This window comes from Faecalibacterium sp. Marseille-Q4137 (assembly GCF_017377535.1).
GTDB classification, from domain to species: domain Bacteria; phylum Bacillota; class Clostridia; order Oscillospirales; family Ruminococcaceae; genus Faecalibacterium; species Faecalibacterium duncaniae.
In genome coordinates, this window is the sequence record NZ_JAFREK010000009.1 from 1 (window position 1) to 12,251 (window position 12,251).

The 12,251-nt window shown below is 58.0% G+C and carries 11 protein-coding genes and 1 tRNA gene; 3 read left to right on the forward strand and 9 right to left on the reverse strand.

Features of this window, described 5'->3' with window-relative positions:
* Positions 1-43 precede the first annotated feature (43 nt).
* Positions 44-295 (reverse strand): hypothetical protein, encoded by a 252-nt coding sequence (locus tag J3353_RS05325; protein WP_207684334.1) that lies wholly within the window; start codon positions 293-295, stop codon positions 44-46.
* Between the two features lie 93 nt (positions 296-388).
* Between J3353_RS05325 and J3353_RS05330 the strand changes: the two genes are divergently transcribed.
* A complete protein-coding gene (locus J3353_RS05330) occupies positions 389-1,168 on the forward strand; it encodes a type III pantothenate kinase (RefSeq protein WP_207684335.1) in 780 nt (259 codons plus the stop codon).
* An 84-nt stretch (positions 1,169-1,252) separates the two neighbouring features.
* Here J3353_RS05330 and J3353_RS05335 read toward each other — a convergent pair.
* A tRNA-Arg gene (locus J3353_RS05335) sits at positions 1,253-1,329 on the reverse strand.
* A 234-nt stretch (positions 1,330-1,563) separates the two neighbouring features.
* On the opposite strand from J3353_RS05335, the gene J3353_RS05340 reads away from it, so the two are divergent.
* A complete protein-coding gene (locus J3353_RS05340; RefSeq protein ID WP_207684336.1) occupies positions 1,564-2,931 on the forward strand; it encodes an MATE family efflux transporter in 1,368 nt (455 codons plus the stop codon).
* A gap of 49 nt (positions 2,932-2,980) precedes the next feature.
* On the opposite strand, the gene J3353_RS05345 is transcribed toward J3353_RS05340, so the two are convergent.
* The 6 genes from J3353_RS05345 to J3353_RS05370 all read right to left on the reverse strand — a co-directional run bounded on the left by J3353_RS05345 (position 2,981) and on the right by J3353_RS05370 (position 9,952).
* Positions 2,981-4,006, reverse strand: a complete 1,026-nt coding sequence (locus J3353_RS05345) for an aldo/keto reductase (protein WP_117477524.1) — start codon at positions 4,004-4,006, stop codon at positions 2,981-2,983.
* A 125-nt stretch (positions 4,007-4,131) separates the two neighbouring features.
* Entirely contained in the window at positions 4,132-5,148 is a 1,017-nt protein-coding gene (locus tag J3353_RS05350; RefSeq protein WP_207684337.1) for an ATPase P, read from the reverse strand.
* A gap of 159 nt (positions 5,149-5,307) precedes the next feature.
* Positions 5,308-6,813, reverse strand: a complete 1,506-nt coding sequence (locus J3353_RS05355; protein ID WP_186851149.1) for a carbon starvation protein A — start codon at positions 6,811-6,813, stop codon at positions 5,308-5,310.
* Between the two features lie 411 nt (positions 6,814-7,224).
* Positions 7,225-8,730: a carbon starvation protein A gene (locus tag J3353_RS05360; RefSeq protein ID WP_207684338.1), complete on the reverse strand. Its 1,506-nt coding sequence runs from the start codon at positions 8,728-8,730 to the stop codon at positions 7,225-7,227.
* 72 nt (positions 8,731-8,802) lie between these two features.
* Entirely contained in the window at positions 8,803-8,967 is a 165-nt protein-coding gene (locus tag J3353_RS05365) for a hypothetical protein (protein ID WP_207684339.1), read from the reverse strand.
* 64 nt (positions 8,968-9,031) lie between these two features.
* The gene (locus J3353_RS05370) at positions 9,032-9,952 is read right to left on the reverse strand and encodes a LysR family transcriptional regulator (RefSeq protein WP_207684340.1); all 921 of its coding nucleotides are present in this window, start codon (positions 9,950-9,952) and stop codon (positions 9,032-9,034) included.
* A 336-nt stretch (positions 9,953-10,288) separates the two neighbouring features.
* Here J3353_RS05370 and J3353_RS05380 point away from each other — a divergent pair, with 336 nt between their 5' ends.
* Positions 10,289-10,837 carry a histidine phosphatase family protein gene (locus J3353_RS05380; RefSeq protein WP_207684376.1) on the forward strand — a complete coding sequence of 183 codons (549 nt, stop codon included), beginning with the start codon at positions 10,289-10,291 and terminating at the stop codon, positions 10,835-10,837.
* 41 nt (positions 10,838-10,878) lie between these two features.
* On the opposite strand, the gene J3353_RS05385 is transcribed toward J3353_RS05380, so the two are convergent.
* Positions 10,879-12,231, reverse strand: coding sequence for an MATE family efflux transporter (locus J3353_RS05385; protein WP_207684341.1), 1,353 nt, complete (start codon positions 12,229-12,231; stop codon positions 10,879-10,881).
* Positions 12,232-12,251: the final 20 nt, after the last annotated feature.

A 12,251-nucleotide genomic window follows, 5' to 3' on the forward strand; every position in this document is an offset into this window, starting at 1 on the left:
GCGGCTGACGACTTGATTATTTTACCACAGAAGTGATTTTTTGTCAAGCACTTTTTTCGGAAGCTTTTCGATCTTTTCGAACTTGTGGCTCGTTTTTCAACGTATCCATATTGGTTCTTTTGCTTCTGCCGCTTTCAGAAGTCATTCTTTCCGGCGGCCCTTGGCGCTCAAGTATAATACCACATCCCCGCCCTTCTGTCAACACTTTTTTGCATCTTTTTTGAGTTTTTTCTATATTTCGCAAAAGGAGTGCTTCCGGGCAGGTTTTGAACCCCTCCGAAATGGCCACGGCCATTTCGTCTCCCCTTTGCCAAGGGGAGAGCTCTTGCAGTTTCCGGGGCGGTGTTATATTATATAATTACATTATAGAGCGGAGGAGGCCCCGACCATGATCCTTACGGTCAACATCGGCAACACACACATCACGATTGCCGGCTACGAACACGACAGCCTGCAGTTCAGCGGACGGCTGCATTCCAGCCCATCCGCAACGGTGGACGAATACGCCATGAACCTGCTGAATCTGCTCTCCTTATATCAGGTTGCCCCCGAACGGATCGAGGGCGGCATTCTGGGCAGTGTGGTGCCCGCGCTGACAGGCCGGGTACTGGGCGCGCTGCAGATGCTCTGCTCTGCCCGCTTCCTGACCGTTGGCCCCGGCCTGAAAAGCGGCATCAAACTGCGGCTGGACAACCCGGCCCAGCTGGGCGCAGAGCTGTTATGCGGTGCTGTGGCCGCACTGGAAGAGGGACCCGGACCGCTGGCGGTCATCTCGGCAGATACCGCCATCTCCATTATGGCAGTCAACGCCAAACAGGAGCTGGTGGGAGGTGTCATCCTGCCCGGACCGCAGCTTTCCCTCTCCGCGCTGGTGCAAAGGACTGCCCAGCTGCCTCAGATCGATCTCTCCGCTCCAGCTTCCTCATCGATCTTGGGCAAGAACACCTCCGCCTGCTTACAAAACGGTTTCGTGCTGGGCACCGCCGGGCTGCTGGATGGGCTGGCCGAGCGCTTTCAGGCAGAGCTTGGCCCGGATATCCGCTTTTATGCCACCGGCAACCTGCCCCGCACCATCCGGGAGGCCTGCCGCACACCGATCGAATACCGCGAGTATCTGATCACGGACGGACTTTACCGCATCTGGCAGCGAAACCGGAAGGGCAGCTGAGCGGCTGCGGCACTCCCATTTCCAGGGAAAACAAAAAATCCGAACCTTTCCTCCCATCGAGAAAAGGTTCGGATTTTCTTTGTTTGGTGCGACCGGGAGGATTCGAACCTCTGGCCTTCCGGGTCGGAGCCGAACGCTCTATCCAGCTGAGCTACGATCGCACATTACTGGCAAACCAGTGTAATGTAGTATAGCACAGCCGGAGGCAAAAATCAAGCCGTCTGGCGGCTCTGTATCCGGATTCCGTGCCCGATCCCGCGCCAGCAAGACGCTGATGCATTCTGTTCTTCCTTTTTGAAGGATTCATCTTGCAAAAGTGTGCGCATCTCTTATAATAGGTGTTGTGCCCCGGTGTGCGCGGGCACGGTTTAGGACTGGAAAAGGAAAAAGAGAACATGAAATCTAGCACAAGATCCCTGACAGAAGGCCCTCTGGCAAAGCAGATCCTTCTGGTCAGCCTGCCGCTGGCATTATCCAACCTGCTGCAGGTCTTATTCAACATGTCGGACGTGGCCGTGGTGGGGCGGTTTGCGGGCTCCACAGCGCTGGGCGCGGTGGGCTCCACCAGCATCTTTGTCACGCTGTTCACCGGCTTTCTCATCGGCCTGGGCAACGGCATCAACGTGCTGGTGGCCCGCTTCTACGGAGCCAGACACCCGAACGATGTCCACGACACCGTCCACTCGGCCCTGATCGTCAGCCTGATCGCAGGCGTGATCCTGCTGGTTGTGGGCCTGCTGGGCTCCCCTGCCATGCTGCGGCTGCTGAACACCAAGGAGGACCTGCTGCCGGGTGCGATCCTCTACCTGCGGGTGTATTTTCTGGGTATGCCGGCGCTGGCTCTGTACAATTTCGGCAACGCCGTGTTCAGCGCCATCGGTGAGACCAAAAAGCCGCTGTACATCCTGAGCTTTGCCGGTGTGCTGAATATCCTTCTGAATCTGTTCTTTGTCATCGTCTGCAACATGGATGTGGCAGGCGTGGCGCTGGCTAGTGCCATTTCCCAGTGTGTTTCTGCCGGGCTCATCCTCCACGCCCTGACCAGGGTACAGGACTGCTACGCCCTCCATTTCAAGGAAGCAAAGCTCGATCCCGCCATGACCAAAAGCATTCTGGCGCTGGGCCTGCCTGCCGGATTCCAGAACGCCATTTTCGCCATCGCCAACCTGTTCATCCAGGCCGGTGTCAACTCCTTTGATTCCCTCATGGTCAAGGGCAACAGCGCCGCCGCAAACGCTGACCCGCTCATCTACGACTGCATGGCCGCCTTCTACATGGCCTGTGCCAGCTTTATGAGCCAGAACTACGGCGCAGGCAAGCCTGACCGTGTCAAGAAGAGCTACTTCATCTCGCTGGCCTATTCCTTTGGCGTGGGTCTGGCGCTGGGCGGCGGCCTGTTCCTGTTCGGGCGGCAGTTCCTTGCCCTTTTCACCACCGAGAGCGCCGTTATTGATGCCGGTATGAAGCGTGTGGGTGTTATGGCGCTGGCCTACTGCACTTCGGCCTTTATGGACTGCACCATTGCCGCTTCCCGCGGTCTGGGCAAGACCGTGGTGCCCACTGTCATCGTCATCATGGGTTCCTGTGTGTTCCGGGTGATCTGGGTATACACCATCTTCGCCCACTTCCACACCATCCCCTCGCTCTACCTGCTCTACCCCTGCTCCTGGGCTCTGACCGCCATTGCGGAGATCCTCTATTTCATCCGCTGCTACAGGCAGGCCATGAAGATCTTCCGGGAGCCGATCCCCTCTTCGCTGTAAAACAAAAAAGATGGATGTCGTGCGGCATCCATCTTTTTTGTTTTTTCTATTACACCTTGACTTCCCCGGCCAGGACCCGCTTGTAGTCCTCATAGTTGCGGGCCAGCAGGGCGGGCGTATCCAGCCCGTAGGGGCACTTGGCCTTGCACTGGTTGCAGTGCAGGCAGCCCTCGATCTTCTTCATTTTGGCCTGACCGGCAGGGCTCAGATGCTCTGCCGAAGGCGAGCGCCGGAGCAGCAGGCTCATGCGGGCGCAGTTGTTGATCTCGATGCCAGCCGGGCAGGGCATACAGTAACCACAGCCACGGCAGAACTCACCGCACAGCTCCTCCCGGTCGTGGGCGATGACCGCAGACAGCTCTGCGTCCATCCGGGGCGGGTTATCAATATAGGAGAGGAACTCGTCCAGCTCCTTTTCCCGCTGAACGCCCCAGATGGGCAGAACGCCCTCGAACTGCGCTTCAAAGGCATAGGCGGCGGCGCTGTTGGTAATGAGGCCGCCGGACAGGCCCTTCATGGCGATAAAGCCCATCTCGTGCTCTTTGCACAGCTGCACCAGCTCCAGCTCCTGCTCACCGGAAATATAGCTGAACGGAAACTGCAGGGTCTCGTACAGGCCGCTCTCAATGGCTTCCTTGGCCACGGACAGGCGGTGATTGGTGATGCCGATGTGTCGGATCATCCCCTTTTCCCTGGCCTCCAGCGCGGCTTCGTACAGGCCGGAGCCGTCACCGGGCTTGGGGCAGAAGGACGGGTTGTGGAACTGGTAGATGTCCACATAGTCGGTGCGCAGATTGTTCAGGGAGGTGTGCAGGTCCTTCCAGAACTCCTCTGCGTTCTGGGCGGCGGTCTTGGTGGCGATGTAGACCTCGGAGCGGATGCCGTCAAAGGCTTCGCCCAGCTTCACCTCGCTGTCGGTGTAGGCGCGGGCGGTATCAAAGAAGCGGATGCCCGCCTTGTAAGCCTTGCGGGCCAGAAAGACCGCGTCCTCCTGGGAAATGCGCTGGATGGGCAGGGCACCAAAGCCGTTTTTGTTCACGGTGATGCCGGTGCGCCCCAATGTGACCATATCCATAGGGAACCTCCTGTTTTTTCCAAAATACTCTCTGTGTTCATTATAGGACGAAGCGCCCCACAACGCAAGAAAAACCCTCTCCATCAAAGCGTGGCAGTGCACAGCGATGACAGAGAGGGTCAGTTTTATTGATAGTCGTGGTTCAGGAACAGCGCTTTGATGGCGACGATCTCGTCGTACTCCTCCTGCTCCACCTGCACATCCGCATTGACAGCCTGCAGGCGGGCCTTGACGGCATCCAGTGCCTCGGCGGTGGTCACAGCCTGACCTTCCTCCACGGCATCGATCATCCGCTTGAGGACGATCGGATGGGCGTAACAGCTGGGCACCGGGAAGCTGCCGTTGGGGTAGTGCTTCACATACTCCGCCATGGCGGCATCGGCCTGATCGGCCCGCTTCATAATGGCGCTGTTGTTATTGTGCGCCGTGGGCAGCATGTTGTAGCTGGAAAAGAGGAAGATGGCTGCAAAGCCGAACAGTGCAAAGTACACGCCGTAGCTGCCGGTGTGGGTGAACACCGCGTACAGGCCGTAGGCTGCGGCGGCAGTGCCGAACAGGAAGATGGCAAGGGCCACGTAGCGGTAGACCGGCTTGCTCTTGAGCTGGGCGCGCTTGCGGCGCTGGGCAGCACTGAGCTCATTGGAAAGCTCGGGTTTTGCGTCCAGATACTCCTTTGCCCTGCGCAGGACCGTCACGGTGTGTTTGGCATCGTCAGACAGCTCCGGCAGCTTGCGGGCGGCCTTTTCCTCGGCCTTTTTCTGCAACGCCTGCTCCCCGGCGGCACTCAGCAGCCGGATCTGGGGCTGCTGCTTTGCCAGCAGCTCCAGCAGGGCATCCACGTCCCGCTCGTCCTTGAAGTTGCACTGCTTCTGTTTGCCGCCGTCGTACTCCACCACAAGGTAAGCCATGGAGGCAAACATTCCCTTGCCGGTAAAGCCGCCGGAGCTCATGGCCACCCGCTTGAACACGCGGGTGATGCTGGTGTAGGGCAGGTAGTAGCGGCGGTCGATGTAAAAGCTGTTCAGATACAGGGCCTTTTTGCCCACGCCGCAGGGGCCGATCTTTTTGCAGGCTTTCCGGTCAGCCGCCAGCTCGGCGGGGTCGAGCCTGGCAAGGCCCAATTGTGCAGGTTTGAAGAGCATAACGTTCATCCCTCTTTTGCGTTTTTGTTTGTACCCATTTTCCCACTCCGGCAAAGAAAATGCAAGGCCCAACCCGCACTCTTAGCCAAAAACAGGAAACCGGCCGCTGAGCTGACAGCGGCCGGTTTGTTTTACTGAGAAATTGCCGCTATGAATGGGTTATGCGGCTTTCTTCTCGGTGTTCTTCTTGGTTGCATAGATGAACAGCGCCAGCATGGCAATTGCGAAGACGATGCCGATGGGATATGCAACTGCGGTGTTGTAAGCCACCAGCTTGCCGTCTGCATAGGTGTTGATCATCTTGCCCAGGCACTCAGGAGCCAGCACGAAGTAGGTGCAGGACACAGCGCTCATAAAGGTAGCGGGCACTGCGGTGATCCAGAAGTTCTTCTTCTCCTTGAACAGGTACATGGAAGCAGCCCACAGGACGATCATAGCCAGCGTCTGGTTGGTCCAGCTGAAGTAACGCCAGATGACGGTGTAGTTGATGAAGCCCAGTGCATTGCCGATGCCCAGGAATGCGCCCACGCCCAGAACGGGAACGCAGAGCTTCAGGCGGTTTGCATAGCTGTCCTGATCGATCTTGAGCCAGTCGGACAAGGTCAGACGAGCGGAACGGAAGGCGGTATCACCAGAGGTGATGGGGCAGATAACGACACCGATCATAGCCAGTGCCACGCCAACCTTACCCATGGTCTTGAGGCAGACGTCGTAGATAGCGGCAGACTGACCGGCAGCCAGAGCCTCGGCCAGACCGACCATCTTGCCGTCGGTGATGGTGTACAGTGCGCAGCCGGCAGCGGCCCAGATCAGAGCGATAACGCCCTCGCTGACCATTGCACCGTAGAATACGAAGTGGCCCTGCTTCTCACTCTTCATGCAGCGAGCCATCAGAGGCGACTGGGTGGAGTGGAAGCCGGAGATAGCACCACAGGCAACGGTGATGAACATGAAGCTCCAGATGGGGGTGTTGGAGGGGTGCATATTGCTGAAGTTTGCCCAGATCTCGGGGATGGTGTAGGCGGGGTTGGTGAAGATACCAAAGATAACGCCCACAGCCATGATGATCAGGCAGATGCCGAACAGGGGGTAGATCTTACCGATGATGGCATCGATGGAAATAAAGGTTGCGATGAAGTAGTAGGCCAGAATGATGATCAGCCAGAACAGGGTGGTGGTCAGCAGACCGGACATACCGCCGTTCTTGCACAGGGTCACGATCAGGCCTGCGGGGCCAACTGCGAACACGGTACCGACCATGATCAGCAGCACAACAGAGAACACACGCATAATGTTCTGCATCACGGGGCCAAGGTACTTGCCGGTGACCTCTGCGATGGAAGCGCCGTCGTTGCGCTCGCTCATCATGCCGGAGAAGTAGTCATGCACGCCGCCGGCAAAGATGGTGCCGAAGGTGATCCACAGGAACACCACGGGGCCCCACAGAGCACCCTGCAGTGCACCAAAGATGGGTCCCAGACCTGCGATGTTCAGCAGCTGGACGAGGAACAGCTTCCACTGGGGCATCACAACGTAGTCAACGCCATCGTTGATGCGCACAGCAGGAGTTTCGCGGTCGTCCGGTCCGAACGTATTGTCAACGATCTTGCCATAGACAAAGTAGCCGATGATCAGGAGCGCCAGACAGAGTAAGAAACTAATCATACCAGAAACCTCCTTTTATCGTCCGTGCCCGGAGCCCCATTCTGCCCCGTCACGGCCATTCCTTGGCCCTATGTTAACACAATCTTCATAAATCTGGTAATATCCTTCCAGAATGGCCCTTATATCAAAAACTATATAAGTCAGCCGTTCCCGGGAATCCCGGCAAATATTTTTTAACGTATCCTCGTCAAAACTTCTTTGCCGAAATCGTTTCAGCGGGTGTTTTTCCGTTTTTAGTACACCCTGCCAAACTTTTTGGCATATTTTTGTGCATCTTGTCTGCATTCCTGTTCTTTTTGCCGCAATTCGTTGTTTTTCTGCACAAGAAAAAACCGTCTGCCGGACGGCCCGGCAGGCGGCTTTTGTGGTTGTGAATGGGTATCGAGAGGGTTAAAGAGGGGGAAATGTCAATTATGCAGTCTTTTTCACTGTCTGCTTTTTGGTCGCATAGATGAACAGCGCCAGCATGGCGATCGCAAAGAGGATGCCCACCGGGTAAGCAACTGCGGTGTTATAGACGATAGCGCCCTCAGCAGTCTTATGGTTCAGCAGGCCGCCCAGGCACTCGGGAGCCAGCACGAAGTAAGTAGCGGACACGGCACTCATAAAGGTGGCGGGCACTGCGGTGATCCAGTAGTTCTTTTTCTCCTTGAACAGGTACATGGAAGCAGCCCACAGAACGATCATGGCCAGCGTCTGGTTGGTCCAGCTGAAGTAGCGCCAGATCACGGTGTAGTTGATGAAGCCCAGCGCGTTGCCAATGCCCAGGAATGCGCCCACGCCCAGCACGGGGATGCAGAGCTTCAGGCGGTTGCCGTAGCTGTCCTGATCGATCTTGAACCAGTCGGCCAGGGTCAGGCGGGCGGAACGGAAGGCGGTATCGCCGGAGGTGATGGGGCAGACGACCACGCCGATCATGGCCAGTGCGATGCCCACGCCGCCCATGGTCTTGGAGCAGACATCATAGATGGCCTTGGATTGACCCATTGCCAGTGCCTGGGCCAGACCGGTGTTCAGGCCATCGGTGACCTCGTACAGAGAGCAGCCTGCAGCGGCCCAGATCAGGGCAATGACACCCTCGCAGACCATGGCACCATAGAACACGAAGTGGCCCTGCTTCTCACTCTTCATGCAGCGGGCCATCAGAGGCGACTGGGTGGAGTGGAAGCCGGAGATCGCGCCGCAGGCAACCGTGATGAACATAAAGCTCCAGATGGGCGTGCCCGACGGGTGCATGCTGCCGAAGTGATCCCAGATCTCGGGGATGGTATAGGCAGGGTTGGTGAAGATGCCAAAGATGACACCGATGGCCATGATGATGAGGCAGATGCCGAACACGGGGTAGATCTTGCCGATGACCGCATCGATGGAGATAAAGGTCGCGATGAAGTAGTAGGTCAGAATGATGACCAGCCAGAACAGCAGCGAAGTCATCACGCCGGATGCGCCGCTCTGGCTGCACAGCTCAACGATCAGACCGGCAGGGCCGACGGCAAACACGGTGCCCACCATGATCAGCAGCACAACAGAGAACACACGCATCACGTTCTGCATCACGGGGCCTAAGTATTTGCCGGTGATCTCCGCGATGGAAGCACCGTCGTTGCGCTCACTCATCATACCGGAGAAGTAGTCATGCACGCCACCGGCAAAGATGGTGCCGAAGGTGATCCACAGGAACACCACGGGGCCCCACAAAGCGCCCTGCATGGCACCAAAGATGGGGCCAAGGCCCGCAATGTTCAGCAGCTGGACGAGGAACAGCTTCCACTGGGGCATCACGACATAGTCCACGCCGTCGTTAATGCGCACAGCAGGCGTTTCACGGTCGTCCGGGCCGAAGGTATTGTCCACGATCTTGCCATAGACGAAGTATCCGCCCACCAGGATCGCAAGACAGAGCAGGAAACTAATCATACCAGAAACCTCCTTTTTGCCCCTGCCGGCCGCGGCCCCATTCTGCCGCACACCCGGGGCTCTTTTCTGGCCTCATGGTAGCACACTTTTTTCCAGTGGAGAAATATCTTTCCGGCATGGGGCCATATGGTTTCTGATATAGCTGCAAAGAATTTTTGCCGCTTTTCCGTTTATTTTTTGACCATTTATCAGCAAAAATAAAACCGGGCGCTTATTTTCGCCCGGTTTTGCATCCATTTATTGGTTTTTCTGTCAATTTCAAAGGAAGTAACCTTTGCCGTGCCTTAGCCGGAAAGCCCCTTTATTTTACGGTGGAAGCCGCTTCCTTGTGGAGCAGATTCACAAAGGCCTGCTCCTCGGGGCGCAGGCGGCCCTTGTCCGGGTAGACCAGCACATCCCGCATCTGCTGGCGCTGGGCCGGGCACTTCTTCAGCACCAGATGGTACTGCTCCAGTGCCCTGCGGGGCATGGGCGATGCCCACATGTAGGCCGTGGGCAGCCGCTGCAGGATCGAGAACTGGCTGCACCGCTCATACACATGGATGCGACGCTCCGGGTTGACATGCCAGCGCACACCGTCGCCGCCCTCCTCGCCGGGCAGCTGGAAATCATCGTGGAGGATCTCCATATACTTGTCCAGCTCAGACAGGTCGCGGATCGCCTTCCGGGCCAGCGGGCCGTCCCGGTTGGTCAGCAGACTGTATTCAAAATCCATAATGGGTTCCATTTTCAGGCCCCGCCGGGCGCAGTAATGGGTATAGTGCTCGTCATCCTCCACGGCGTACCGCAGCAGAGCCAGATGATACCCCTGCCGCAGGACATGATCCAGTGCCTCCATGGAGCCGCCCTCCCGGATGTGGATGTGGAGCCGCTCAATGGAGGCCGCCTGCTCCAGATAATCCACCGCCGCATAGGAGGCATAGGTGGCGTGGGGGATCATTACCCGCAGTTCGGCGCAGCGCTCCTGCTCCTCCTGCACGCTCCGGTCCAGCCGGTCCACCTCCCGCAGCACCCGCTCGGCCTGCTCGATGAAATGCCGCCCCTGCTCCGTGGGGATCATGCCGGTGGATGACCGCTCAAAAATGCGGAGATGGTATTCTTCTTCCAGATTTTTCAGCGCCTTGCTCACGTTGGGCTGAGCGGCATACAGCCGCTTTGCCGCCGCACTCACAGATCCGCATTCCATGATGGCAACGAGATACCGCAGTTCTGTAATGTTCAACTTTTTCTCTCCTTTTGGCGTTTTTATCCCTTGCGCCTAGTTTATCAGGCGGCACACGGGGCTGTCAAGCGTTGACGGGGCCCCGCTGCCGTTTTATAATGTAAGAAACAATCTGCCCGAAAGAGGTCGAAGAGGATGGAAGAAAAAAACTACCGCGTTCTGCGCATTGAGGAGCAGCTTTATGGCTGCGAGGAGCTGCCCGAGGGCCAGCCCGTGCTCTGTGATGTCCTGCTGGAGGCTGCCGACGGCACGCAGCGGGTTCTCCCCTACCCGGATGCCGAGCTGACCCGGCTGGACATCAACGAGGGCAGCACCGTCACCCTGCGGGATCACAGGCTGGCCAAGGCGGCGCACAAGGTCTATTTCACCCGCCACGGCGAGACCGTGTGGAACGTGGAAAACAAGATCTGCGGCATGACCGACAGCCCCCTGACCGAAAAAGGCCGCGCCCAGGCCCGGGAGCTGGGCGAAAAACTCCGGGCCAGCGGCCTCCGCATCGATGAGATCCTGTACTCTCCCCTGTCCCGCGCCGCCGACACCGCCCGGGCCATTGCGGAGGCCACCGGCATTCCTGCCCGGTGTGAGCCCCGGCTCCGGGAGCAGTGCTTTGGCCGCTACGAGGGCACGCCCCGGGACGGCGAGGAGTTCCGCATCTCCAAGACCCACTTTGCCGACCGCTACTCCGGCGGCGAGAGCATGATGCAGCTGGCCCAGCGCATCTACAACCTGCTGGACGAGCTCCGGGCCGACACCGACAAGACCTACCTGCTGGTGGCCCACAACGGCATTGCCCGGGTGGTGCAGTCCTATTTTTACGATATGACCAACGAGGAGTACGCGGCGGCAGGCATCAAAAACTGCGAGTTCGTGGAGTTTACATTCTGAACAAAGAAAGGACCCGCCGAGGGTCCTTTCTTTGTTTGCGGTTATTCTGCCTTGCGGTAATGGAACTGCTGGTCTCTGGTGATGAACAGGCCGATGCTGACCAGCAGAGCGGCCAGCTCGGCGGCTGTCACGGCCAGCCAGATGCCGTCAATGCCCAGCAGGAGCGGCAGCAGCAGAACCGCCGCCACCTGGAACAGCAGGGTGCGCAGGAACGAGATGAGCGCACTGGTCACACCGTCGCCCAGGGCCGTGAAGAAGGAGGACGCATAGACGTTGAACCCCATGATGAGGAAGCTCAGGCCATAGAGCCGGAAGGCCCGGGTGGTCAGAATGAGCAGGTTTTCATCATAGCCCACAAAGAAGCGGGCCACATGGGGGATGATGAACATGGAGCCGATGGTCATTACCACCGCAACCACGCCGATGAGCTTCAGGCTCTTGCGGTAGAGGTTGTTGACCTCTTTGCGGTTATTGGCACCATAGTGGTAGCTGACGATGGGCGCGCTGCCCACGGCGTAGCCCACAAACACTGCCACGAACAGGAAGGACGCGTACATGATCACACCATAGGCGGCCACGCCATCCTCGCCCGCAAAACGGAGCAGCTGATAGTTGTACAGGATGTTCACCAGCGACATGGAAAGGTTGGTCATCAGCTCAGAGGAGCCGTTCACACAGGCTTTCAGCAGCACACCGCCATCAAACTGCGGGCGGCAGAGGTGGAGCAGGCTGGTGTTTTTCCGGTTGAGGAAGTAGAACACCGGCAGCAGGCCACCCACTACCTGGCTGAGCATGGTGGCAATGGCGGCACCCTCCACGCTCCAGTGCAGGATGCCCACCAGCAGCACGTCCAGCACCATGTTGGTGCAGCCCGCGCCCACCGTGAAGTAAAAGCCCAGATGCGGCTTTTCGGCGGTGACAAAAAAGCTCTGGAACATATTCTGCAGGATAAAGGTGGGCAGGCTGAGCATCAACACCCGGCCATAGCGCAGGGCGTAGTCCAGCATCTCGCCTTCTGCACCCAGCATCAGAGCCACCGGCCGGAGCAGCAGCATCCCCAGCACGGACAGCACGATGCCGGCGATCAGCGCCGTTGACATAAACAGGCTGAAATAGCGGTCGGCACGGGCTTTATCGCCCTCACCCAGCGTGATGCCCACAATGGCGCTGCCGCCGGTGCCCAGCATAAAGCCAACTGTGCCCACCAGCATGGGCACGGGCATGATGAGGTTGACTGCCGCAAAGGCCGTTTTGCCCACAAAATTCGAGACACACAGGCCGTCCACAATGCCGTAAATGGAAGTAAACAGCATGGTGCCGATGCAGGGCAGCACAAAACGGATCAGCCGTAAATAATCAAAGTGATCCGAAAGTTGAATTTTCTGTTTTGACATGGATTCTCCTTTTTGCAGGG

Coding starts and splice junctions, on each gene's coding strand:
- J3353_RS05325 (WP_207684334.1), bottom strand. CDS start 295: ATGGCCGTGGCCATTTCGGAGGGGTTCAAAACCTGCCCGGAAGCACTC.
- J3353_RS05330 (WP_207684335.1), top strand. CDS start 389: ATGATCCTTACGGTCAACATCGGCAACACACACATCACGATTGCCGGC.
- J3353_RS05340 (WP_207684336.1), top strand. CDS start 1,564: ATGAAATCTAGCACAAGATCCCTGACAGAAGGCCCTCTGGCAAAGCAG.
- J3353_RS05345 (WP_117477524.1), bottom strand. CDS start 4,006: ATGGATATGGTCACATTGGGGCGCACCGGCATCACCGTGAACAAAAAC.
- J3353_RS05350 (WP_207684337.1), bottom strand. CDS start 5,148: ATGCTCTTCAAACCTGCACAATTGGGCCTTGCCAGGCTCGACCCCGCC.
- J3353_RS05355 (WP_186851149.1), bottom strand. CDS start 6,813: ATGATTAGTTTCTTACTCTGTCTGGCGCTCCTGATCATCGGCTACTTT.
- J3353_RS05360 (WP_207684338.1), bottom strand. CDS start 8,730: ATGATTAGTTTCCTGCTCTGTCTTGCGATCCTGGTGGGCGGATACTTC.
- J3353_RS05365 (WP_207684339.1), bottom strand. CDS start 8,967: ATGGATGCAAAACCGGGCGAAAATAAGCGCCCGGTTTTATTTTTGCTG.
- J3353_RS05385 (WP_207684341.1), bottom strand. CDS start 12,231: ATGTCAAAACAGAAAATTCAACTTTCGGATCACTTTGATTATTTACGG.